Genomic DNA, 26,093 nt, shown 5'->3' on the forward strand with positions numbered 1-26,093 from the left:
GATATTAAATAACTTTATTCGATATTAAATAACTTTAAGCATTAACATCCCATTCTGCTTGAATAACAATAAACCATAAGGAACAACTGCAATGACTAATACGACCAAAACTGCCTTAGTAACCGGTGCATCGCGAGGCATTGGCCGCGCAATAGCAGAACGTTTAGCTAATGACGGTTATAGCGTGATTGTAAACTATGCCGGTAATAAAGAGAGTGCACAGGAAACGGTCAGCATTATTCAAGCGAAGGGCGGGCAAGCTGTTGCTATACAAGCTGATATCGCCAGTGACGAAGATGTGAAACGCTTATTTAATGAGAGTATGGCGATTAACGGACAATTAGATGTTGTGATCCATAATGCAGGCATGATGACCATGACAAAAATAACGCCAGAAGGCTTAGCTGATTTTGATAAAACCATTCAAACCAATTTACGCGGTGCCTTCCTAGTGCTTGCTTATGCCGCACAACACTTAACAGATGGTGGACGAATTATTGCAATTTCTACCAGTGTGATTGCCAAATCATTTCCAGCTTATGGCCCTTATATCGCGTCAAAATCCGGAGTAGAAGGGTTGGTACACGTACTCGCAAACGAGCTAACTGGCCGCAATATTACTGTGAACGCGATAGCACCAGGCCCAATCGGTACAGAGCTATTCTTCACGGGTAAATCAGAAGAACAAATCAATGGCATGGCAAAAATGTCTCCCTTAGGTCGCATTGGTTCACCAGAAGAAGTCGCCAACGTAGTTGCAAGCATCGTTGGTCCAGATGGTAATTGGATAAACTCACAAGTCATTCGTGTCAACGGTGGTTTAGCTTAATAAGTTATTTGCCTAAACGACATAAAGGCAATATTCGGTAAATCTCAAAGCCTGCTTTCTTATTAATAAATTGACGCATTCACATGCGCTAATTAAGTGGCAGGTTATTTATCATTATTCTTGCTGAGAGAGTATTTTATTGCGTTCGACAATGTAAGCACTAAAATTCCGGTGCAAATTTAATGTAAAAAAAAAATAATAACAGCGCGATGGTTAATACGTTTGTAAACATATACCCATGCTACCTCAAGATGCAAAGTCAGCAAGGCAAATTGTACCGAGATGCTAGGCATAAAATTGAAGTATAGTTATTCTACATAGAGATTTTATAACAACGCAGATTGGTGCAAGTTGCCTTGCCCTTCGGGGCGCAACCTCGAAAATCAGCCCTGCGTTGCAACAATCAAAAAGGGAGTAACCATTACCTCGTGTTGCGCCTGACAAAGCATCTTGAGGTGGCATGGGTATAGCATTAGCTGTTAAATCTTGCGGGTAATAACTATGGTCAGCGGTCTCAATATTTTGACTAAAAAATTGACCCTCCATCAAGGTCATCGCTTTCATAATGAGGGGGAGCACCCACCCATTTATTGCCCCGATCATTGGTTTGATAATAAGGTTTTGCATCTTGCATGGTGACGTGTATTCCCATGTTGCTTCAAAATGCTTATCAGGCTCGATTTTGGATATCAGAGCAGACCATATGAGTTAATGGCCACTCTCTGTTGCAATGTGGGATTGGTTAATAAGCGAAGCCGATAGGGCAACGCAAATAAAACTAATTCGTATTATTATAAAAGATTAGCAACTGAACCTCGTTCGATTAACTCAACGGATACGCTAGAACGTGTTGTTGTTTTATTTACGCTATTGGCATTAGTCACCAGTTTATGTAAGGCTGTTTGAGCAATTTTATTATAATCGGTAGCGATTGTTGTCAGTGGTGGTTTAGATATTGCGCCCATCCCTAAATTATCAAAACCAATAACAGAAACATCTTCAGGTACGCGAATACCAACACTTGAGAGGGCTTCTATTAGGGATAATGCGATCATGTCACAAATGCAGAAAACTGCAGTGCACTGATCGAAAGCATTCTCTTTTATCAATAAGGGTAAAATCTCTCGAGCGCCAAAATCTCCCGATGGATTAGTGATTAATGCTTCACCAGCCAACCCTCTACTAGATTTAACTTTATCGATGTAATCAATGAAATCGATAACAGTATCTGCTCTATTATATTCTATACCTGACATCGTTAACGCACGTAGAAAACCATCCGTTCGCTGGAAGGTCGAGTGTCGGTCGTTGGCCGTGAGTATTTTTATACTTCGATGACCATTTTTAATAAAATAATCGGCTGCCATAAACCCACCAAACTCATAATCTGGAGAAATACTCTGTGTTTTCATATAGGGGTCTACGCCGTTAATGATAATAACAGGGGTACTGTTTTGGGCTGCTAAATCAATGATATCTTTATTTGGGTTACCTAAAACCAATAATGCTTCGGTATCATTGAATTTTTGACTGACTTGGTTTAAGGATGTGAGTTGATTAAACATCGACATCTCGAGTTGAATAAACAACTTATTCGCTTCAATTTTTAACTCACTTAGTAGGTTTCCATAAAAAGTATGAGAGGCCACTGCGGAATCGTCGCAGATTACCGTTAACTTATTAAACGGTAATGATATATCAACACTTTTTCTTTTTTTTACATAACCTATTTGTTGAATTACTTTTTGTACTCGAGATATAACTTCAGGTTTCACCAGAGGATTATCGTTTAACACTCTAGAAACTGTTGCCTTTGATACCCCAGATAACTCTGCAATTTGCTCAAGAGTAGGTTTGCGTTTAATTATTTCTTGCTTATTCAAGGTTGAGTCCTTGTTTTAATTGTTTTTAGATTTTACCAAAATAGTGCAACCCGAGTTAACGTTAGAAGGCAGTCTAGCACTTTTTAATACATAATCCATTAATTACTGAAACGTTTCATAAAAATAAATGTTTCAGTGGGGTGAGTTTAGTCACAGAAATTATTTTAACACCTGTATACCATGTTTCAGGCAAGTTAAGGGGGAGTTAAGTGATTTAGATGTTGATTTGAACTCTTTTTATGAAATGTTTCAATTTATGACCATGAGTTGTTTCTTGAACAGGTGAGGCTTAATAAATGATGAATGACTTGGAAAAAATAAAATTAAATATTGTTGATAGTGTTGAACGTAACGCACCAATTATTGGTTTAAGAAATCCAATGATAGGTGCAGGCGCAGATGCACATCAATGGATATATCCTGAAGAATACTTTTGGACTGATTCTTTTTGGACTGGTGAGCTGTGGCTTGCATATATGGTTACCGGCAAGCAAGAACTAAAAAATATGGCTCGTATGCGCAATGCACATTTACAAAAAATATTAAATACACCGCTTTGGTTAAACCATGATTTAGGTTTCGAGTTTAGCCTTTCAGCAGTTGCTGATTACAAATTGACTGGTAATTTAAAGGCTAGAGAATTGGGTTTAAGAGCAGCAGAAGCTTTAAGGAGTCGATACAACTGGAATGGTGAATATATTGTTGCTTGGACTGCTGGTGCAGAAGATAAAGCACATGCTGAAAGTGTTCAGGGTAAAATTATTATCGACTGTATGCAAAATTTACCCTTATTACTTTGGGCTTACGAAGAAACTAATATTGAGTCATTTAAACAAGTCGCTATTGGACAAGCTGAAACATCACTTAAGTATTTAGTACGTGATGATTTTAGCACTTACCATACTTTTGACTTCGATCCTGTTACCAATAAACCCCTAAGAGGCTGTACACATCAAGGATACAGTGATGAATCATGCTGGAGTCGAGGCCAAGGTTGGGCAATACACGGTTTTGCACAAATGGCCATTATGACGGGGGATCATCGTTATGCAGAGTTAAGCGAAAAGCTGACTGAATATATGCTCGACAAAATCACTGACGACATGGTGCCTATTTGGGACTATTTACTGCCTGAGCATGAAACGCAATTTAAAGATACTTCTGCAGGCTCCCTTACTTCCGCGGGGCTTTATATCTTATCTGAATATTTTAGTAAACGTGGTCAAAAAGATAAAGCCGAATATTATCAAAAAATAGCAACTCAGATGTTATTAGCATTGCGTGAAAATTATGATTTGACGCAACAAGAGGGAGCACAAGGTTTGCTTTCTAATTCAGCTTCTTCAGTACCTCATTCGATACAACGAAACTTGCCTAATTTGGCAAATGCAATGCTTCCTTATGGAGATTATTACTATTTTGAAGCAACTTTACGATCAATTGGACATACCAAGTTTTTTTGGTAAACAACAAATAAAATAAGGAAAGGTGATGTATGAAAGGTCTTAAATTAAAACTATTACTTGTAAGCGCTTTAGTGATGGCTACAACCAACTTACAAGCAAAAACTTACAAATTTGCGACAAATATTCCTAGTAAAGATGCCGCTGGTACTTTGCTAACTGCAATGGGCGAAAATATTAAAGATCGTACCGAAGGGCGAGTTAAAATACGTTTCTTTTGGAATGGTACTTTAGGCGGGCAAGCTCAATACTTACAACAAGTGCAAAGTGGTGTAATTGACTTAGGATTAGTTAATAGTGCTACCTTAGAAAATTTAGCTCCTGAAATCACAGCTGTGAATCTACCTTATGTATTCCGTAGTTTAGATGAATACAAAAGTACAATGTTGAATCCTGAAGTTGCAAAAATTATTGAAGATTCAATTGCAGCTAAAAATGTTTACTTATTCGGGTTCCTCAGTAATGGCTTTAGAAGTATTTATACAACTAAACCGACTTCATCATTGAAAGACTTAGAGGGGCTTAAACTTAGAACTTCTCCTAGTGAAACCTATATGACTTTGGTTCGAAACTTAGGGGCTGTACCGACACCAATGGACTTTGGTGAAGTTTATCCTGCGCTTCAGCAAGGGATTATTGATGGGGCAGAAGGTGGTTTAGCTGGTCTGTGGGAAGTGAAGTTTGGTGAAGTATCAAAATATGCACTACGTACTGAGCATACTAGATTGACAGACTTTCTTGTTTCCAGTGAAAAATTCACTAAATCAGTCAGTGCTGAAGATATGAAAATAGTGAAAGAAGAATTCTTAAAAACCAGTAAAGAGTCTTTCAGCGCAGTAGCGAAGCAGATTGAAAAATCTGAAGCGTTAGCAGAATCTAAATTAGGTGTTCAATATACGGTTATTGATAAAGAACCACTTATCAAACGTATGCAACCTATGTATGACAGCGCGCTTGCTGATCCTGTTAAATCTAAATTGTTGGAAACTATATTTAAAATACAAGGACGTTAGGCTTTAACTGGCAAGATACTTCTTGTCAGTTTCACTATTTTATACCAATTAATTTAATGAATAAATCAGATGTTGTATGGGTCATTTCTGCACTGGCAGGGCGTGAGCGTGGGAGAGAGCATTCTGCATTTAAAGTTCACCACGCAGTTAAGGGGCCCACTTAACTAGATTGAACAGCTCTTTAGTTTTTTGGTAATCGTATATTGCATATTAGGATATTCGCATGAATCAGTTAAATTCAACAACACCAAAAGTCATCGAATGCAAGCCTTGGTCTTTTAACCAAGTTTTGGAAAAATTTTTAAAAACAGTGCTCGTTTCATTACTTGCTATCATGAGTATTCTCATTGTTTATCAAGTGTTGGTGCGATATGTTTTTAATTCTCCTAGTGCAATGTCTGAAGAGTTACTACGATTTTCGCTAATTTGGCTAGGGATCCTAGGTGCTGCATTGTGTTTTATTAAATCAACACATCTCAGCCTGCCGTTATTGCTGGATCATGTGACGTCATCGACACGCCATAAAATGAATCTATTTAATCTCTACATGTATGTGTTACTTGGTGCTGTGATGACTTGGGGAGGGTATGTAGCATCATCAAAAAACTTCAGTATGTTAACCCCAACCATGCAAATACCTTTGGGTTTTGTACAAAGTGTTTTCATTATTAGCGGTCTAATAATTGCCGGAAGTCAACTCTATAAAATATGTCAAGATATCAGCAAAAAACCTAAACAAGGGGTTATATTAGCAATCTATATAGCGTTGTCGATTTTCATATTCTTTGGATTTACCTATGTAAAAGGCTTAGATAGCTTTGATACATATCTTTATGACAACATTGAAATAATTTCTTTCTTTATGTTGTTTGTTTCATTTATATTTTTCCTTCTAATGGGAACATCAATTGCTGTTGGTTTAGCATTTTCAGGCATATTTACGTTATTTCTACAAATTGACTTTGTCAATCTCATTGGCACCACCAGTGAGAAATTATTCAGTGGTTTAGATAGTTTTGGCTTTTTAGCTCTGCCTTTTTTCATTCTTGCGGGGAATATTATGAATCAAGGAGGCATTGCAAAGCGACTCATAATTTTTGCTATGTTAATTGGTAAAGGAATTCCTGGCAGCCTTTGGCAAACGAATATTGTCGCAAATATGATGTTTGGGTCACTATCTGGTTCTGCTATAGCAGCCTCTACAGCTATTGGTGGAATAATAACGCCAATGGCCAGAGAAAAGAAATATGACATGCCTTTCTCAACAGCCGTTAATGCAAGTTCATCTATTGCAGGAATGCTTATTCCACCAGCGGGTGCTTTTATTGTTTACTCTATGATCACTGGAGGGGATGCATCAATTGCTGCCTTATTCTTAGCAGGTTATTTTCCAGGGCTTATTATTGGTGCGAGTGTTATGTTGGTGGCTTATCATTTTGCTAAAAAAAATAACTATCCAGTAGATACTACACACTACGCATTAGGTGATATTGCCAACATTATTTGGCGCGCATTACCAAGTATGTTCCTTGTTTTTGTTGTTATAGGAGGAATTATTGGCGGGATGTTTACTGCCATTGAAGCCTCTGGTATTGCCGTAGTATATAGCCTATTGCTAGCGCTTTGTTATAGAACACTGACTATCAAAGGCTTAATTAAAACGCTTTATGATTCTGCTTTAAGTAGCGCTGTGATCTTATTCTTGATTGCTTGCTCTAGCTTGATGAGCTGGTCAATGACCTTCGCTAGTATTCCGGAGGTGGTAGGTGAGATGCTAATTGCAGTGAGTGATAACAAATATGTCATTTTATTGGTTATTAATATCACTCTATTACTGGTTGGTGTGTTTATGGATATGGCTCCAGCACAGCTTATTTTTACGCCTATTTTATACCCTGTCGTGACTGGGTTAGGTGTGGATCCAGTACATTTTGGCGTGATCATGATTTATAACCTATCAATGGGCATCGTAACTCCACCTGTTGGTACAGTATTATTTGTCTCATGTGGTATTAGCGGTGAAAAAATTACCAACGTAATTAAACCTCTTCTCCCCATTTTCTTAGTACAATTTGTCGGGTTGTTATTAGTCACCTACCTTCCAATTATTAGTCTAGGTTTACCTCGATTCTTTGGCTTAATAAATTAAAAGGATGAATTAATGAAGTACTCGTTATTCTCTGGCAACACTATAGTTAATAAAATTGACATTCAACAACTAGCGAAGGATTTAAAATGAAGTATTCATTATTCTCTGACAACCCTATGGTTAATAAAGCTGATTTTCAGCAGCTAGTGAAAGATTTATTTGAACCATTGATTCCATTTTATGAGAAGCAAGGTTCACTGATTGATTTTGATGAAGGCGGAGCTTGTTTTGACATGGTCGCAAGTTCACTGGAAGGTGTTGCTCGCCCATTATGGGGGTTAGTGCCTTTACAGCTAGGTGGTGGCAATTTTGAACACTGGGGATTAATGCGTCAACTGATCATACAGGGCACAGACCCTAGCTCAAATGGATACTGGGGTATTTTACATGATGTTGACCAACGTAGTGTAGAAATGGCCGCAATTGGTTTTTTTATCGCTCTATTACCAGAACAAGCTTGGCAACCGTTAACTAAAGCACAGCAAGAGAACTTAGCGATTTGGTTAGCCAGTATTCAATATAAAGAAACATCGCATAATAATTGGCTCTTTTTTACTTTAATCATTCAACATGCTCTTAAAACAGTGGGTCGAGAAGATCTAGTTGACTTGAAATTAGAACAGAAATTCTTAGGTAAAATAATAAACTGGTACCTAGGTGATGGTTGGTATGGTGATGGCGATATTGAAGCAATTGATCACTATGGTGGTTTTGCTTTACATTATTACAGTCTCATTTATGCAACAAAATTCGATCACAAAAATGATCAACTCGCTAAACTTTTCAAAGCAAGAGCAGATGCGTTTGCAATTCCATTTAGTTACTGGTTTGCAGACAATGGCGATACCTTAGTGCAGGGACGTTCATTAACTTATCGTTTTGCCTGTTGTGGTTTTTGGGCTGCTTACGCCATTAGCGATAATACGGTATTCACTCTAGGCCAAATTAAAGGACTTTGGGCAAGGCATCTACGCAGTTGGAAAGATAAACCAATTTTTACCGAGAGCGGCATTCTTACGCGTGGTTATAGCTACCCGAATCTACAAATGTGTGAAGTCTATAACTCACCCACATCACCGTATTGGGCAATGAAAGCATTTTTACCTTTAATGCTTGCTGATGATGCTGAATTTTGGACAAGTAAAGAAGAAGCTATTGAATATCTGGCTGAAATACAAGCGATGCCAGCAAACAAAACCATTGCTCAACGTGTTGATGGCAACTCAATTATTCACTATGGGGCTGCCGTTCATCCTGGTTTTCAGCTAGATAAATATAATAAATTTGCTTATTCAACCTTCGGTGGAATGGACTGTAATGCTTTATTGTATTCAGAAAAATTGAGCTTCGGCGATAATATTTTAGCGCTGAGTTTCGATGGTGGTTGTAATTGGCAGATGCGACAAAAGAATCTTGATGTGAGTATCGAGGGAGCTAGGCTCAATATAACGTGGTCAACGGGTAAAATAAATATATTTACAACCATTGATGTTGGCGTAAATGGTCAGTGCATCAGAACCCATTCATTTGCTAGTGATGAGGATGTTTGGATCGTAGAAAGTGGTTTTGCTGTTGGTAAGTGGTATCAAGAAGAGCTGATAATGAATGCAGGAAATCATACCCCAAATAATGAGGCTTCAGAAATAGCTGTTAAAGGCAGTAATGGCACTTCAGTAATAAAAAGCTTAGATAAACATCTAAAATCTATACATGTCACTACGCGAGTTAATAGTGATGCATCTTTTCCTCGCAGTGCAGTTCCTTTTTTATTAACTAAATTAAAATCAGGAAAGCATATTATCTCAAGTCAGTTTAAAATGAATAAATGATTTTTTGCTGGTTAAGTTTCAAGATTGATAGTTATTATCGGTCTCCTTAGTCACCATCATAAAATGGTGGCCAATAATAAGTACCTGGAACTGGTCAGGTACTTTTTTTACTCGATTTTAAAAGTGTTGAGTGTTTGATTTTATTATTTAACAGTTCTTCGTATGCAGCCCCATCAAGTGGCATTTCAACGGTCATCTCTTTAAAAGATGAAAAAATCATCGCATTAGCTAGTTCAACTGATTTAACTCCTTCTTCAGCTGGTGCGATAAGGGTTAATTCTTTATCGAGAATACAATCACAGAAGTTCTCTAAAATGACTTGATGCTCCTGCGTTTTCTGCTCTTTAATTTCAACATCTATCTTCTGTACTTCAGGCTTTGAAAACCTTTGCTTTGCTTGCTTACTAAATATTGACATTTCTTGCTGATTACGGGTAAAAGTGAGCTTATCGTCTTCTAAGACAAATTTTCCTAATTCTCCTGTTACCTCTAGTCGATTTGTTCCCGGCGCTTCTCCTGTTGAAGCAATAAATATACCTGTAGCACCATTTTTAAATTCACAGTAAGCAGTTACGTTATCTTCAACTTCAATCTGGTGGTATTGACCAATTTGGCAGAATGCTCTCACCTTGATGGGGAGGCCAAAAAACCATTGAAAAAGGTCAAGCTGGTGAGGGCATTGATTAAGGAGAACACCTCCTCCTTCTCCTTGCCATGTGCCTCGCCAGCCACCGGAATTGTAATAGTGTTCAGTTCTAAACCAGTCCGTAATGGTCCAGTTAATTCGACGAATTTCGCCAAGCTCTCCATCTTCGATTATTTTTTTTATTGCTAGGTGGGCAGGCTTTGTTCTCTGGTTGAACATTGCTGCAAAACGAAGATCTGGTCGAAGGTTATGTGCGGTAATCATTTTTAGGGCATCAGCTTTATGGACTGCAATAGGCTTTTCAGTCAAGACATGAAGGCCTGCTACGAAAGCTTTTAATGCGATTGTGGTGTGCTCGTAATGTGGAGTTGCGATGATAATTGCTTCAATATCGCCAGAATTTATCATTTCATCCACATCGTAGTAAGCTTTAGCATTTATTTTTTTAGCGAATATATCGGCTTTATTTTTTTGTAAAGCACAGATAGCGGTAATATTTGCGGTAGGCATTTTACCCAGCGTAGCAGCATGGGCCATGCCCATATTGCCGATACCTACAATACCAATATTTACTTTTCTGTGTAACATTAACATATCCTTGTGCCTGAAAGATCCTACTCACATCTTACTTGAATAGGCTCTTTCAGGCACGAGTTCCATGCACTGAGTAGATCACAATGTGAGCTAGCGATTATTATCTTTTTGATTGTTGTAATTGAGACCTTTTTGTTCAAATGTTAATCAAAGCAATCAACTGGCAAATAAACAAAATATTCAATTATCGCAGCTACAAAATGAACAGTTTATTATTTTTAATCTCGATGAAGCACTCGACTTGTTCGATGAAATAATTATGCTTTGTAAACACTAAAATTCCGGTGAAAATTCAATATAAAAAAATAATAACAGCGCGACGGTTAATCCGTTTATAAATATTGCATTAGCTGCAAAGCATGAAATACAGCAAAGTATGGCAAGTTAAATAGGATGAAAAGCTTTTGTATTGAGCTAGATTCAGATAAATTAACTTTAGTACCTAATTTTGAGTAATCAGCTTGATAAAAATATTTTAGATTCAAAATATTCAAGACAGATAAAACTGGACTACACTCAACACTTATTTGTATTTTACCTTCAGGAGCTGATGTTGAAACATTCTTTATTCTTTCGCTTTTTCGTTATTCGTTTTTCACTTTTACGTTTTGGTTTACCTATTTTTTCAGCGCTTATCTTCACGTTTGCATGGACTTCAGTACAAGCTTGCACAAAAGAAGATCCAACGTGTGTTCAAGTCCAAGTAAATAATGTAAAGAATCAACCTTTGGCTAATATGGTGGTATATCTTGAACCGTTAGCAAATCAGGTTGTTCCACAGCAGAATAAGACGCTTGAAATTAGCCAACATAGCAAATCTTTTATTCCCTATATCAGTGTTAGCCAAAAATCCGATAAGGTTAACTTTGTGAATAAAGATGATATTACCCATCATATTTATTCAGCCGATAGTGAAAACAAATTTTCTTTTAAAATTCGCGCCGGTGAGACTGATTCATCAACACATTTTGATCACGCTGCTGAAATTGCTATGGGATGTAATATTCATGATTGGATGAGCGGTTACCTTTTAGTTGTTGATACATCATATTTTGCTAAAACTGATGAGCAAGGAGTGGCGAGTTTTACATTAACTGAATTAGGAAAGTACAGAGTAGTGGTTTGGCACCCACAAATGCGCGCTGAAAATAATCGCATGATAGTAGAAAAAGACCTATTAAGTGCCGAGAACACCACATTTACGCTACAAAAAGCGATGGATGATATCCCCGTGCAAACAAGTGATGATTTTGATTTTATTTCCGATTACTAGCCGCAGAAAATATAAGAAGTTAATGCATGAAAAGTTTACAGAATAAAATATTTTTATTTTTTGTCATCCTACTATTAATGGTTCAATCGATAGCTTTTTGGACCCTTTACAGCGGTAAAAAGAATCAAGAAGCAGCAGAAATCAATAATCGTTTAACCACTGCAAAAACAATTTTTACTGAGTTATTTGATCGCAGATTGACTTACCTATCAACGTTTGCCGAAACTGTCGCTAAAGATTATGGCTTGAAGGAAGTGTTTAACGAGGATACGCGCAGTTTATTGTTTGCTTTAAATAATCATAGAAAGCGTATTGATGCTGACTTAGCGATGACAATCACAGCAGAAGGCGTTATCAATGGCCAACTACAACGATACTTCATCAATGGAAAAGATAAAATTCGACAAGGCGCGGAGCGAGACACTATTTTTCGTTTTAATGAGTGGCTTGGTGCTGGGCAAGCCGCCCATCTTTATATGATTGACAATGCACTTTATCAACTGAGTTTATCACCCGTAACTGTTGGTGCTAAAACATTAGGATGGATTGCTTTTGGTTTTGAAATTGATCACCGATTAGCGAATGAATTTAAAAAAATAACCGACTTAACTACTGACTTTATTATAAAAGATGAAGGTAAGTGGCGATTAATTTCAATTAAAGAAAATAACAAAAACTATAATCACGCACTTAAATTAGCAGTGCAGGTTATTGACAATAAAACACCCGATAAATACATAGCAACACACTCACTGATTAACGAATTTGATGATAAAGAATTAGGTGTAGCAATGCATGGCTTACGCGCTAATTTTGTGGCGTTATTACAAGAACAATGGTGGAAATTTTTATTTCTAGCTGCGTTAACACTATTGTTATCGCTTACTAGTGCTTATTTTATCGCAGCTTCTATCAGCAAACCTATCAAGCGCTTAGTTACTCAAGCAAAAGTGATTGCCAGTGGTGATTATCAGCAAAAAGTGTCGTTAAAAGATAAAAATGAAATAGGTCAACTTGCTGAAGAATTCAATCAAATGCAAGCGGCAGTATTATTACGAGAAGAAACGATCACCCATAGTGCAAATCATGATCCTCTCACCGATTTACCGAACCGTAACTTGCTTAATAAAACAATTAACCAACAGATTGCACAACAACAAAGCTTTCAAGTTTTTCATTTAAACCTGAGTCGTTTAAATGACGTAAACGATACATTAGGCCGTGATGTTGGTGATAAAGTGATCAAAGAATTTGCTGGTCGTTTACAACGCTTATGCCAAAAAAATGATTTTAAAGCGTTAGCTCATATAGGGGCGGATGAATTTGTTTTGTTGGCAGAAAACATGAATGTAGATGACATTATTACGCAACTCAATGTTGAGCTAGAGCCTACATTTAACTATCAAGGTATTAGTTTACACTTTCAAGTTCGAGTTGGTATTGCAGTTTATCCAGAGCATGCGACTGACGCGAAGTCATTATTACAAATGGCTGTTATGGCGCTTCACAGTGCAAAAAAACAAAGTAAATTAGTACAAATATATCACCCAGATCTTGATATCAATACCGTTGAACGTTTAAATTTAATTAATGATTTAAAGCAAGCTATTCCAGCAGGGGAGTTAGCGTTACATTTTCAACCTAAAATGTGTTTAAAAACCAGAAAGGTAACCCATGCCGAAGCCTTAGTTCGCTGGGAACATCCTACTTTAGGTATGATCCCACCCGATAATTTCATCTATATTGCAGAGCAAACAGGTCAAATTAAAGCCCTAACTCGTTGGGTGTTTATTACTGCATTAGCGCAATACAACGCTTGGAAAATACAAGGTATAGATTTAAATATAGCCATCAATATTTCAGCTGAAAATTTAAAAGAAAGTGACTTTCATCAGTTTATTTATCAAAGCATGATAGCCGCCAATGTCCCAGCTAAAAAAATTACGCTTGAGGTGACGGAAAGCTCAGTGGTAGAAGATCCTGAAGCAGCGATTAAAGTCTTAGCTGAGTTTAAAGACTACGGAATGAAAATATCTATTGATGATTACGGAACTGGCTATTCCTCATTAGCACAATTAAAACAATTACCCGTACATGAATTAAAAATAGATAAATCATTTATCCAAAATATTGAAAATGATGAAGACGATCAAATCATAGTACGCTCGACTATCGAACTTGCCCACAATATGGGATTGCATGTAGTAGCTGAAGGTATAGAAGATGAGTTTGCATTAAATTGGTTATCAGATAATGGCTGTGAATTAGCACAGGGTTATTACATCAGCAGGCCTAAACCAGCAATCGACTTAACACCCTGGTTATTAACTCACTTAAACATTAAAGAAATTAAGGGAAGTACGTGATTAATACGGGTATTAAGTCTTTACATCTATTATGGCTTGTTGCTTGCCTTCCTATGCAGGTAGTTATTGCTGCGGAATATAATGCTCATGGTATCTTAGACTTTAGAGTTAACCACATTAACTCATCCGGTCAAGGCTATCTAAAGGGTGGGCAAGGTAAATTAGGGCTAGGTGATGGAGTACATTTTTCAGCTGCACAAATAGGCGCAGATTTATCTGTATCATGGGATAATGGCCTAAGTGCTCATGGCGTCTTTAATGCTTATCCAGAAGCAACTAGTGATGGAGAAAAATCCGCCTTAGGATTGACTGAGATCTTCTTAAAATTCCGTTCAATACCCAATAGTGCCGGTTATCGCCTACAAACTAAAGCTGGTCTTTTCTACCCTGAAATCTCACTTGAAAATAATGCCTATGCGTGGGCAAGTAAAGATACCTTAGACTCCTCAACATTAAATACCTGGATTGGTGAAGAAATTCGAGTAGTCGGTACAGAAATAAAAGTAACGCGGTTAGGTCGAATAAATAACGATAAATATGACCTATCATTTTCAGCAACAGCCTTTATCAATAACGACCCAGCAGGGGCTTTATTAGCTTGGCATGGTTGGGCAATAAGTAACAGGCAAACTCTTTGGAATGAACAACGTACTTTTCCGTGGTTTCCTGCTCGTGAAGATGGAAAAAATTTAGCAGGACAAGCGCATAAATCAGATCCTTTTTTAGAGCTTGATAACCGTGTTGGATACCATACGCGAGGCGAGTGGAAACTAAGAGGAAAAGGCTCAATATCAGCAGGTTATTATGATAATAGGGCCATCCCCTATAAAGTAGTCGATGGTCAGTATGGGTGGCGAACACGTTTTTATCACTTAGGAGCACGCTGGCGTTTGAGTGATAATTTATCCTTAACCGCACAGTACTTGTCTGGCGATACCTTGATGCAAAGTCAAGCAAAAGAAGATGTGGTTAATAATGACTATGCCAGTGGTTTTGTTGCTTTACATTATAATTGGCACGCTTTAGTCGCCAATAAAAAGCATAAAAGTACACTCAGAGTTGAAGACTTTTCAGTGACTGATAATGATAAAACAGAAGGTGACGATAACAACGAAGATGGCCAAGCATTAACATTTAATCATAGTTACCGATTGAGTAAGCAGTGGTTTTTATCCGCAGAATTCACTGTGATTGACAGCCACCGGCCAGCGCGCTCTTATAGTGGACAACCTGTCGATTTAGTAGAAACACAATGGCAGTTTGCAACACGTTATTTTTTATAAGTTTTAGTATCCATATTGAATAAATAAGTAGTTATTTATTATTTACCACAATACCTACCATATAGGTCAAGAAGGCAACAACAAAGCCATCACTCACTGTGGACGAACAACCTCACCGTTGAGTTTTCCCAAGTCATCCATTCCTTTTAGCAAAGCCAAACAGGACGTTTGGCTTAAGCTCATTCAGCACATGGATGTGCTGATGCGTTAAAAAGGAATTGATTACTTGGATAAGAAAACGATCCGGTGTCAGTCTCTTTGCCGCCTTTCTCTTCTGATAAGAGAAAGACGTGTCGCCGACAGGGCGAAACCACTGCTATTAATAATCAAGTTGCCCCGACGAGCATAGACGAGCCACATAACTCAAAGCATTTATTGCTCGCCTTTGATTTTTAATAAAAAAGGATCACCAACCTTTAGTCCAATACAGCAACAACAAAACCATCACCCATTATGGACGAACAGACCCACCGTAAAGTTTTCCCAAGTCATCTATTGCTTTTAGCAAAGCCAAACAGGACGTTTGGCTTAAGCTCATTCAACACAGGGATGTGCTGTATGAGCTGATGCATTAAAAAAGCAATGGATTACTTGGATTAGAAAACGCCTCGGTGTCAGTCTCTTTGCCGCCTTTCTCTTCTGATAAGAGAAAGACGTGTCGCCGACAGGGCGAAATCCCAGTTAATAAATATCAAACAGACTAGCCGAGCGCAGACGAGCCAAAACTTAAAGCCATACTCAAGTGAAATTCAAAGCAGTGCTAGCATTCCCTCGCTGAATATGTGGAACGAGATTAATGGTGCTATTTTCAGTGTTTTATATTAATGAGTAATTAATCCCTATTCAACGTACAACTAAATATCGATATATAACACAGTAACAACCAAACCATCACTCACTGTGGACGAACAACCCCAGCGTAAAGTTTTCCCAAACTAAACTGACATTTTAGCAATCGCAAACAGGACGTTTGCGATAATGTCAGAATGGCCATGGACGGCCATCCTGACATGGTGCGTTTAAAATGACAGTTTAGATTGGATCAGAAAACGCCTCGCTGTCAGTTTCTTTGCCGCCTTTCTTTTCTGATAAAAGAAAGACGTGTCGCCGACAAGGCGAAAACACAGCTATTAATAATCAAGCTGCCCCGACGAGCAAAGACGAGCTAAAACACCAAACCAAAGTCATTAAAGTACAAGATAACTTGTTCACAGCAAAAACTTTGCACGTCCATGCGAAGCATTTAAAACCAGCTTATACTAAATTGACTAAACCAAAAAAGTCAGCACAATTAAATATTAAATTTTCCCATCTATGTATGTTGAGTCTCAATTCGATGACCGATAAGGATAATCAGAATGAAAACTAAACCAGACACATTAACTGAAAAATTAAGACTAAATATTGTGCGTCATAAAATACAAAGCATGTGTAAACAAAAATATCACAAAGAACAAAACGACCCCAATGGATACGATGTTCAAGCATCCTGTGTTGCCATTGCTGATTACGAAAGCATCGCATTACAAATCGAGGCCAACACTACCGAAGCATTTTTAAACGTTTTAACTGAAAAAGCAGAATATGCCCAACAACATTGCGCTTTTCCTGGGGAATTTAACGGAGGTAAAGCCACCTATGGTAGTTTACAAAGCGATCTCCAATATTGGTATGAGCATAAACTGATCAACTACTCTTTCATCGATTTATTGATGATTGCTTCCTATCATCGACTTCTACAAACTTTTAAAAAATAAAATGAAGCACTGAGCTAAGCCCCTTCAATCATTACCTTGTTAGGAAAATAAAAAATAAACGAATTAGTCTCAGTATTATTCAACGCAAAACGATAACAAACGTGTGTTGTGAGTTAATTTAAACTATCATTAAAGAGGTAGTTTAATCAGTGAGGAAATAACTGACAATGCATAATAAAATCGCCAAAATATTAGAACAATTAAATGCCGTTTTATTAGGTAAAGAGCAGCAAACTAAATTAGCCTTAGTCTGTTTACTTGCCGATGGACACTTACTCATTGAAGATTTACCGGGCATGGGCAAAACAACACTGGCTGGCGCGTTAGCTAAAACATTAGGGTTAGACTATCAACGCGTACAATTTACCAGTGACATGCTGCCCGCTGATATTTTAGGCGTGTCGATTTTTGACAAACAACGTCAACAGTTTAGTTTTCATCAAGGGCCTGTTTTTACACAAGTACTATTAGCCGATGAAATAAACCGAGCCAGCCCTAAAACACAAAGTGCACTGTTAGAGGCGATGGAAGAGCGCAAAGTATCCATTGATAAACACAGCTACTCATTAGGTCAGCCATTTTTTGTAATCGCCACACAAAACCCACAAGATCAAGCCGGAACGTTTCCACTACCAGAATCACAATTAGACCGCTTTATGATGCGCATCGAGTTAGGTTTCCCAAATAAAGATGCCGAATTAGCCATGCTTAAAGAGCAAACCGCAGTAACATCAATTAACGCGATCATCGATAGTCAGCAATTACAAACCATGCAAGTGGCGGCAAAACAAGTACAAGCGAGTGATGCTTTACTCAACTATCTCATTCGCTTAGTAAATGAAAGCCGATATGCTGCCGAGTATGCTAATGCGCTGTCACCACGTTGTTCAAAATCCTTATTAAATGCCGCAAAAGCGATGGCCTTTATCGAACAGCGGGATTACGTAGTACCTGAAGATATTCAAGCCGTTTTTGCAGCGGTGACCGATCATCGATTAAACGGAGTGCACGGCGTCAAGCAAGGTAGCCAAGCCTTAAGTCAAACCCTACTCAATAGTGTTGATCCGCTACAATCATGATCGTTCATAAGTTGAAGGCATTAAAAGCAAAATACTTTGAGCGATGGCTTAGTAAACGTATGCCGGCGGTGGAGCAAATTACCCTCAATCGTAGCAATACATTTATTTTTCCATCACGTTTTGGCGGCATGTTATTAGCGACTTGCTTAGTCATGTTTCTGATTGGCACCAACTATCAAAATAACTTAATTTTATTGCTCGTCTTCTTCCTCTTAAGTTTTATGGTCACTTGCTTGTTATTCAGCTATCAAAACTTATCTGGCTTAAACCTAACTGCTGTTGCCAGCGATGATCAATTTACAGACCAAGCATCAATCTTTCGTTTACGCGTCAATGCTAAAAAAGGTGAAGCGCAACAAACACAGTATTTCTTTAAAAACAGCACCTCCAATATTAACAGCGTGGTTGACCAACAAAGTGTTCAACTCTTTGCTAAAAGCACACAACGTGGCTGGTTTAAACCAGGCCGAGTAACGGTTCAATCTTATTATCCCTTTGGCCTATTTAAAGTGTGGACTTATTTAGACTTTGGGTTTTCTTGTTTGCTCTATCCAGCACCCCTTGAGAATAAATTACAGAACATTACCTTAAGCGGAAAAGAGACCGCAATAGGTGGACATCAAAAGAAAGTTGGCTTTGATACGTTTAATCACTTAAAACCATTTCAGCAGGGCGAATCCTTAAAGTCGATTGCTTGGAAACAAGTCGCACAAGGTAAAGGCTTTTTTACTAAACAGTTTGAGCAAGAAATAGGTGGCGATGTTTATCTATCGTTATCCGCTTTAAAAGGCGTCAGTCTAGAAGATAAACTAGCAATGCTCACTTACCAAGTGATCAACTACCAACAACAGGGCGTTCGTTATGGGCTAGACCTTGGGCAAGTAGTGATAAAAGTTGATACCGGTGCTAGCCATAAAACCACTTGCTTACGCGCCATTGCCCTATACGGACTAAACAATGCTTGAGTTCTTAACCCGCCAAAGCTTATCGCTTATCCTGTTAAGTTATGCCTTGATCATGGTGTTATTAACGGACCAATTACACAGTGTGATGATCATTTTTGGTCTCTTGTGTGCGTTATGGCGAGTGGCTGTTTTTACTGGGCGTGTCGCCTTATTAAGCAAACTAATAACCAATATTTTTACCCTTATTTGCAGTGCATTAGTAATTGCTTTGGTCTACCGACAGGGGATGCTAAGCATCCTAGTACACCTTGTGGTCTTAGGCTTTAGCTTAAAGTTTCTTGAGCTTAAATCAGTGCGAGATGTGCACTTTTTTGTCAATACAGGGTTTGTTTTAGTCGCGCTGTTTCTGGTGTTTAATCAAAGTATGCTGATGGCCGGAATCGCCATGGTTAGTACACTTTTGTTATTAACTATTCTGTTATCACTCCACGCCAAAGCCTTAGCAAATTATCAACAAGTTAAGTTATTGAGCAAAGCGGTGTTACTCAGTGTCCCCTTGGCCGTTGTATTATTCGTCGTATTACCCAGACTCCCTTCAATGTGGAAAATGCCACTTCAAAACAAAGCAACCACAGGGTTAAGCGATAGCGTCAGCCCTGGTAGTATTGCTGAATTAAGTCAATCTTCTGAACTTGCCTTTAGAGCCAGTTTTGATGGCAACATACCCGCAACTGCAACACGTTATTGGCGCGTCTTAACCTTAGATCAATTCGATGGCAAAACTTGGACCCAAAGCTCACAGCTTAAGTACCAAGAACAACAGGTGAAAATAGGGAAAGGGCCGATATTTAATCGCGGCAGTTTACAATATCAGAGTAAAAATACTCGCGCGAGTACGCAGTCAGCAGCGACTAAAGAAAATAGCTATCAGATAATCATCGAGCCACATTACAAGCATTATTTGCCAAGCTTAGATTTTGCAAAGGCAACAGCTGGGCGTGTTTTATTGAGTGACTATAGCTTGCGTACGCTAAAGCCAGTGTTCAAACGTCAAGCCTTTACTATTGATCAATTTAGCCAAGTTGACCGTACATTTCAGTCATCGCAATCCCTTAAACAGTTTCTGCAATTACCCAAAGGCGGCAACCCAAAAACAAAAGCCTGGATAGCCACACAACAAGCGTCAGGGTTAGATAGCTACAGCATCTTAGAGCAATTATTAGCAAAATTTAACCAAGATAACTTTCGTTATACGCTACAGCCAGCCCTATTAGGCGAACAACAAATTGATGATTTCTTGTTTACGTCACAGGCAGGGTTCTGCGTGCATTATGCCAGTACCTATTTGTACGTTGCCAGAGCATTAAATGTGCCTGCACGTATGGTCACGGGATATTTAGGCGGGGAATTGGACAGCGATAGCGAATTCTTAAGTGTGCGCCAGTACGATGCCCATGCATGGGTTGAAATATGGAAGAATGAACAATGGCAACGTGTTGACCCCACTGCTTACGTAGCACCTGAGCGAGTAGAGCAGGGCATCATGCAAGGGTTGGACGACCAAAGTGAGTTTTTATCGGGACAATATTTATCAATACACCGCTGGCAAGCGAATCCGTTCCTTAATCAACTAAGAAGCGCCTTTGCCAAAGCCGATTACCTGTGGGCAGTGTGGGTGATAAATTATGATAATGAAAAGCAATTTAAATTATTACAAAATTTACTCAAAGGATTACCTTGGTTAAACCTCTCGATATTGATTTTGTTATTACTCTTGTCAGCGGCCAGCATATTAATACTCTGGGTATTTAAACCATGGCAAACTGAAAAAGTACCCAGTGAAGATCGCCTATTTAACAAACTCTATCAAAAAAGCACACAACAGCACCTAATAAGAGAAAAGGGCCAAACCGTTGCTGACTTTTGCCACGCACTCAGTCAATTAAAAGCAGCAGAACCACAGCCGTTAATTGACTTTGCAAAGCTGTATAACCAAATCAAATTCAAACCGAACTTATCCGCAACACAACGTAAAACCTTGCTAGTAGAGTTGGGGGAGCTGCAGAAAAAAATAAGTAAGCAGTTTTAAAAAAATTTTCATGTTTATAACCGCACGTAAGCTCAACTTAAATCCAGAAAATGCGAGCTATCTATTTAAGCATAACTTGTTGTTTAATGTGTTTGCTCGGAATTATGATGATCACGCTAAAATTTTGGTTTTTTGTTAGATACAGAAAAATGCCCGCTTACGATTTATGATATAGCTAAAAACCAAATAACCAATGGATGAGTAAACACTGGACGACCTAAACGACAAACCAGACAGTCTTACCCGTGACGACTTCTATAGCCCATTTTCACTAAACGAAGAATAAACGACATCTTAGACAACCCCAACGAAGCCATACAAAGTGGAAGTACATTGACTCCTAATAAAGCTCTTAAAATCACTAATAACAGAAATGAAATGAGTATTAACTTAAAGTTTATCTGAATTACAACAAAGGTATAAAAACTGTGATTTTTTCATCAATAATACTAGGGAAGGGTTAACTAACTTGCTAATATCTTTAGCAAATAAGAAAAAGGTCTCATTATATGGTCAATATCAATCAACAGTATTATCAAGATAATGCTCAACACTTTTATGAATCGACCATTGATGTTGATATGCGGTCACTTTATCAATGTTTTTTACCCTTAGTGAAGCAAAAAGGGCGAATCTTAGATGCAGGTTGTGGAACAGGTCGAGACAGTAAAAGCTTTATTGAATTAGGTTTTGAGGTTGAAGCTTTTGATGCCAGTGAACAACTAGCGGATATGGCTTCAAAGTTAATTAAAAAAACAGTCAAGGTTGATCACTTTGATACCTATCATAATAAAAATGCGTTTGATGCTATTTGGGCTTGCGCTTCATTACTACATGTCCCTCATAAAGAGCTAAAGAGTGTTTTTAAATCACTCACAGATTTATTGTGTGATCATGGTGTTTTTTATTGTTCATTTAAATATGGCGATGAAGAAGTTGAGCGAAATGGACGCTTATTTAGTAACTTAACTGAAGCGAGTTTTACACACAAAATTGCTGGTTTGCCTCTCGAAATAATAAAACAATGGAAAACAGCGGATTTACGGGAAGGTCGAGAAAATGAAAAATGGCTTAATGTCATTATGCGTAAGGTTGTATAAATGCAGAATAAAAGCCTAAAAACTTCTACCTTAAAAACAACTGAGCGACAGTTAACAACAGGTGCAGATGATCCTTTATTACCGAAACTGATTCATGCGATTAATCAGGCGACGATCATAGAGATAGCGGTGTCATTTATTCAACGTAGTGGCTTAAATTTATTATTTGAACCTTTAAAAGATGCGCTTCTAAATGGCGCAGAACTAAAATTATTAACCTCAGATTATCTTGATATTACCGATCCTATCGCTTTAAGAGAATTGATGCCATTGGTTGAGCGTGGTGCTGATATTCGTATCTATCAAAACGATCATAAACAATCTTTTCACATGAAGTCGTACATATTTGTAAAAACAGCAACCCAAGAAATAAGCAGTGAAATTATCGATGGTTGTGCTTTTATCGGTTCAAATAATATTAGTAAAAGTGCGTTAACAAATGCCCATGAATGGTGTTTTAGACATGATTACTTACCTCCCAATACTTCGCGAGAAGCGCTAGAGTTTTTACATATCCGATCTCAGTTTTCCATTATCTTTCAACATTTATTAGTAAAACCATTAACTAATGAATGGATTTCAAGTTATTTAAAACGACGTAAAAAAATGCAGTTTGTAAGTGTGGCAAGTGGTGAAATAGATAATGAAATAGTCGAAAAAGTCACACCCAATAGTATACAAATTGAAGCCTTAAATGCGCTGCAAGCAACTAGAGAAGAAGGTTTCAAGCGGGGCTTAGTCGTTTTAGCAACGGGTATGGGGAAAACATGGTTATCTGCTTTTGATGCTTTACAGACTTCAGCAAAGTGCATTTTATTTGTGGCCCATCGAGAAGAAATTTTATTACAAGCTCAACGCACCTTTGCGCAGTTATTACCTGAAAAAAGCACAGGTTTTTATAATGCTCAAAATAAAGATAAACAAGTAGATATCCTATTTGCTTCAGTGCAAACATTGGGGCGTGAAAGTCATTTAAAGCAATTCCAAAAAGATCACTTTGATTATATCGTTGTGGATGAATTTCACCACGCCAGTGCGCCAGTTTATAAAAACTTATTAGACCACTTTGAGTCATCTTTTTTACTCGGTTTAACGGCGACACCAGAGCGGACTGATCAATCAGATATTCTTGGTTTGTGTGATAATAATTTAGTGTATGAGCGTAATTTAACTCAAGGAATTGATGACAAAATATTAGTTCCATTCAAATATTATGGTATATGGGATGAGTCTGTAAATTATCAAGCAATCCCTTGGCGTAATGGTCGATTTGATCCACAGGCGATAGATAACGAATTCATCACTAAAAAACGTGCTGATCATGTATTGAAAAATTGGCAACAGAAAAAACAACAAACAACTTTAGCTTTTTGTCTCTCAACGAAACATGCTGATTACATGGCAAAACAGTTTAATAAAGCAGGTATTCCGGCTTTATCTGTTCATGCAAATTCAAAGGTACGGCGCAATGAGGCATTAACGCAATTACAAGATGGTGCGATTGAAGTGCTCTTTTCGGTTGATCTGTTTAATGAAGGAACGGATCTACCTGCAATTGATACCATTTTAATGCTACGGCCAAGTGATTCTAAAATATTATTTCTACAGCAATTAGGGCGTGGTTTACGGTTGCATGAAAATAAAACGCATCTTGTGGTACTAGATTTTATTGGTAATCATCATTCATTTTTAAACAAACCGCTTGCGCTACTTGGTCGCTCTTCAGTAAAAGAATTAGTAACAAAAATACATGATCCTAAATTAGCTGGTGGCTGTGCTATTAATTTTGATATTGAAATAACTCAGTTTTGGGAACAGCTTGCTAAACTGCAACGAACAACCGCAGCAGAAGATTATCAGAGCCTGTTTGAGCAACTTGGTCATCATCCCACTGCAAGCGAATTCTGGAATGAATATCAGGATTTAAATAAAGTTAATAAGCAACATGGTAGTTGGGTGGGATTGGTTGCATCACAGCAGCCACAACCGGAATTTATCGAATTAGTTAAACGTCATGGCGAGTTTTTGTTAAATGCTGTTCAAGGCACCTCAATGGCAAAATCCTTTAAAATAATCTTATTAGAATCTTTTTTACGCTTAGATGGTTTTACTAATCCTCCTACATTAGAAGCACTTGCTAGCGATAGTAAATTAGTTTTTGACCGTTATCCTTTACTTAAACAAAATGATCTCTCTTTAGAAAAGCAAGAGTTAGCACCGACTTCTAAAAAATGGTTAAAGTATTGGAAAGATTTCCCTATTAAATATAGTTGTACTGCGGACAAAAAAACGGGCAAGCAATGGTTTTCAATTATTGATGATAAATTAACTGTAAATATTGATGTACAAGCTCATGAAAAACAAGCGCTACATGATGCGGTACAGGAATTGATAGCATTGTGTTTATTGCGTTATTCACAACGTCCAAATAAAGTGAAAGAAAAACAAGCCGTGACTCAACCAGAAACTAATAATTTACTTAAGTTACCAGAGACAGAACAGCTTATTTTTTACCCCAATCTTAAAATTGCTTGTGGCCATTTCAAAACAGGTGATGATTCGGAATTTGAATATCAAGATGCGCCAACAGGCTTTGGTCATTTGAAAGCAGAAAATCACTTTCTTGCTAATGCTTCTGGTAACTCAATGAACGGTGGAAAAAATCCTATCAAAGATGGTGACTTATTATTACTTGAGTGGATAACACCAACCAGCTCTGGTTCTTTACAAGGTCTAACGGTTGCGATTGAAATGCAAGATGAAACAGGTGATAGCCAATACTTGCTAAGAGTAGTGAAAAAAATAGCAGATGGTCATTATCAGTTATTGGCGAATAATCCTGATTATCAACCGGTTGACACGAATGAAAACATGAAAAGCTTTGCAAGATTAAAAGGGATAGTGAGCTAGTTGGTTTGGTTTTACTTATTAATTTAAATTGATACATATTAAGAGAAAATTATGGATTTAAGTGTTTTGTTTGAAGGTCTGTTTAAGCAACTTTGGTATTTTATACCATTATTTATTTTTGTGATGGTGATTAAAAGTGCTTGGTTTAAAGGTGTGATGGGCGAGTTTTTTGTTAATTTATTATTGAAACGTTTTTTGCCTAAAAGCGATTATACCTTAATTAAAAATGTCACTTTACCAAGTGAAGATGGTACTACGCAAATTGATCATATTGTTGTGTCTCAATTTGGTGTGTTTGTGGTTGAAACTAAGAATATGAAAGGCTGGATTTTTGGTACTGCCAAGCAAAAACAGTGGACGCAAAAAATATTCAAATACTCAGGTAAATTTCAGAATCCTTTGCATCAGAATTATAAACATACTCAAACCTTAGCCAGTTGTTTAAATATACCAAATGAACAGATTTATTCAGTGGTTGTTTTTATTGGCGATAGTACTTTTAAAACAAAAATGCCAGATAATGTAACCTATGCGCGAGGCTGTATTACTTATATTAAATCACAAACGACTAAATGCTTTAGTCCTGAATTAGTTGATGAAATTGTTAATAAAATTGAATCAGGCCGATTAACGCGTGGCTTAAAAACTAACTTTCAACATAACAAGCATGTTAAAGAAATTATTAAACAAAAAAGAGAACCGAAAGATAATGCATTTGAAAAAGTTTCTACTGCAAAAATTGATTCCCCTATAGTTGATTTTCCAATAAGTGAAAAGTCGAGGATCCCTGTGTGCAATAAATGTGGTTCTTCGATGGTGTTAAGAAAAGCTAAAAAAGGTAAGAATTTTGGTAATGACTTCTGGGGGTGTAGTAACTTTCCAAAATGTAGAGGAGTCGTTAATTATTAGGATTAACAATGAGAGG

Annotated in this window: 17 protein-coding genes; 15 read left to right on the plus strand and 2 right to left on the minus strand. The window is 37.6% G+C overall.

Translation table 11 applies throughout. The features are described 5' to 3' along the window. Positions 1–91 precede the first annotated feature (91 nt). Positions 92–829, plus strand: coding sequence for an SDR family oxidoreductase (locus MT390_RS07085; protein ID WP_499440367.1), 738 nt, complete (start codon positions 92–94; stop codon positions 827–829). A gap of 791 nt (positions 830–1,620) precedes the next feature. Here MT390_RS07085 and MT390_RS07090 read toward each other — a convergent pair. Continuing rightward, complete coding sequence (locus MT390_RS07090) at positions 1,621–2,712, minus strand: LacI family DNA-binding transcriptional regulator (RefSeq protein ID WP_299659224.1); 1,092 nt, start codon at positions 2,710–2,712, stop codon at positions 1,621–1,623. Between the two features lie 296 nt (positions 2,713–3,008). Here MT390_RS07090 and MT390_RS07095 point away from each other — a divergent pair, with 296 nt between their 5' ends. The 4 genes from MT390_RS07095 (at position 3,009) to MT390_RS07110 (ending at position 9,166) form a co-directional block, all read left to right on the plus strand. Then, positions 3,009–4,178: a glycoside hydrolase family 88 protein gene (locus MT390_RS07095; RefSeq protein ID WP_499440369.1), complete on the plus strand. Its 1,170-nt coding sequence runs from the start codon at positions 3,009–3,011 to the stop codon at positions 4,176–4,178. Positions 4,179–4,207: 29 nt separating this feature from the next. After that, positions 4,208–5,188: a TRAP transporter substrate-binding protein DctP gene (gene dctP / locus MT390_RS07100; RefSeq protein ID WP_299659230.1), complete on the plus strand. Its 981-nt coding sequence runs from the start codon at positions 4,208–4,210 to the stop codon at positions 5,186–5,188. A 223-nt stretch (positions 5,189–5,411) separates the two neighbouring features. Further along, positions 5,412–7,337 (plus strand): TRAP transporter large permease, encoded by a 1,926-nt coding sequence (locus tag MT390_RS07105; RefSeq protein WP_499440370.1) that lies wholly within the window; start codon positions 5,412–5,414, stop codon positions 7,335–7,337. Positions 7,338–7,423: 86 nt separating this feature from the next. Beyond that, on the plus strand, positions 7,424–9,166 hold the full coding sequence (locus MT390_RS07110) for a DUF2264 domain-containing protein (protein ID WP_499440372.1): 1,743 nt from the start codon (positions 7,424–7,426) through the stop codon (positions 9,164–9,166). A gap of 94 nt (positions 9,167–9,260) precedes the next feature. Here MT390_RS07110 and MT390_RS07115 read toward each other — a convergent pair whose 3' ends face one another. Then, the gene (locus tag MT390_RS07115; RefSeq protein ID WP_299659239.1) at positions 9,261–10,400 is read right to left on the minus strand and encodes a Gfo/Idh/MocA family protein; all 1,140 of its coding nucleotides are present in this window, start codon (positions 10,398–10,400) and stop codon (positions 9,261–9,263) included. 556 nt (positions 10,401–10,956) lie between these two features. On the opposite strand from MT390_RS07115, the gene MT390_RS07120 reads away from it, so the two are divergent. From MT390_RS07120 to MT390_RS07165, 10 genes are all read left to right on the plus strand, one after another. Further along, positions 10,957–11,679: a cupredoxin domain-containing protein gene (locus tag MT390_RS07120; RefSeq protein WP_499440373.1), complete on the plus strand. Its 723-nt coding sequence runs from the start codon at positions 10,957–10,959 to the stop codon at positions 11,677–11,679. A 26-nt stretch (positions 11,680–11,705) separates the two neighbouring features. Next, on the plus strand, positions 11,706–14,045 hold the full coding sequence (locus tag MT390_RS07125) for a bifunctional diguanylate cyclase/phosphodiesterase (RefSeq protein ID WP_499440374.1): 2,340 nt from the start codon (positions 11,706–11,708) through the stop codon (positions 14,043–14,045). Then, positions 14,042–15,328: a hypothetical protein gene (locus MT390_RS07130; RefSeq protein WP_499440376.1), complete on the plus strand. Its 1,287-nt coding sequence runs from the start codon at positions 14,042–14,044 to the stop codon at positions 15,326–15,328. The genes MT390_RS07125 and MT390_RS07130 overlap by 4 nt, the downstream gene beginning before the upstream one ends. A 1,358-nt stretch (positions 15,329–16,686) precedes the next feature. Continuing rightward, a complete protein-coding gene (locus tag MT390_RS07135; RefSeq protein ID WP_499440377.1) occupies positions 16,687–17,085 on the plus strand; it encodes a hypothetical protein in 399 nt (132 codons plus the stop codon). 167 nt (positions 17,086–17,252) lie between these two features. Then, on the plus strand, positions 17,253–18,164 hold the full coding sequence (locus tag MT390_RS07140) for an AAA family ATPase (protein WP_499440378.1): 912 nt from the start codon (positions 17,253–17,255) through the stop codon (positions 18,162–18,164). Continuing rightward, a complete protein-coding gene (locus MT390_RS07145) occupies positions 18,161–19,129 on the plus strand; it encodes a DUF58 domain-containing protein (RefSeq protein ID WP_499440379.1) in 969 nt (322 codons plus the stop codon). Before MT390_RS07140 ends, MT390_RS07145 begins: the two co-directional genes overlap by 4 nt. Beyond that, the gene (locus tag MT390_RS07150; protein WP_499440380.1) at positions 19,122–21,158 is read left to right on the plus strand and encodes a transglutaminase TgpA family protein; all 2,037 of its coding nucleotides are present in this window, start codon (positions 19,122–19,124) and stop codon (positions 21,156–21,158) included. The genes MT390_RS07145 and MT390_RS07150 overlap by 8 nt, the downstream gene beginning before the upstream one ends. Before the next feature lie 509 nt (positions 21,159–21,667). After that, positions 21,668–22,258, plus strand: coding sequence for a class I SAM-dependent methyltransferase (locus MT390_RS07155; RefSeq protein WP_499440381.1), 591 nt, complete (start codon positions 21,668–21,670; stop codon positions 22,256–22,258). Further along, entirely contained in the window at positions 22,259–25,168 is a 2,910-nt protein-coding gene (locus MT390_RS07160; protein ID WP_499440382.1) for a DEAD/DEAH box helicase family protein, read from the plus strand. A gap of 51 nt (positions 25,169–25,219) precedes the next feature. Beyond that, entirely contained in the window at positions 25,220–26,077 is an 858-nt protein-coding gene (locus MT390_RS07165) for a nuclease-related domain-containing protein (protein ID WP_499440384.1), read from the plus strand. Positions 26,078–26,093 lie beyond the last annotated feature (16 nt).

Source organism: Vibrio sp. 2-Bac 85, assembly GCF_037546705.1.
GTDB lineage: Bacteria > Pseudomonadota > Gammaproteobacteria > Enterobacterales > Psychromonadaceae > Psychromonas.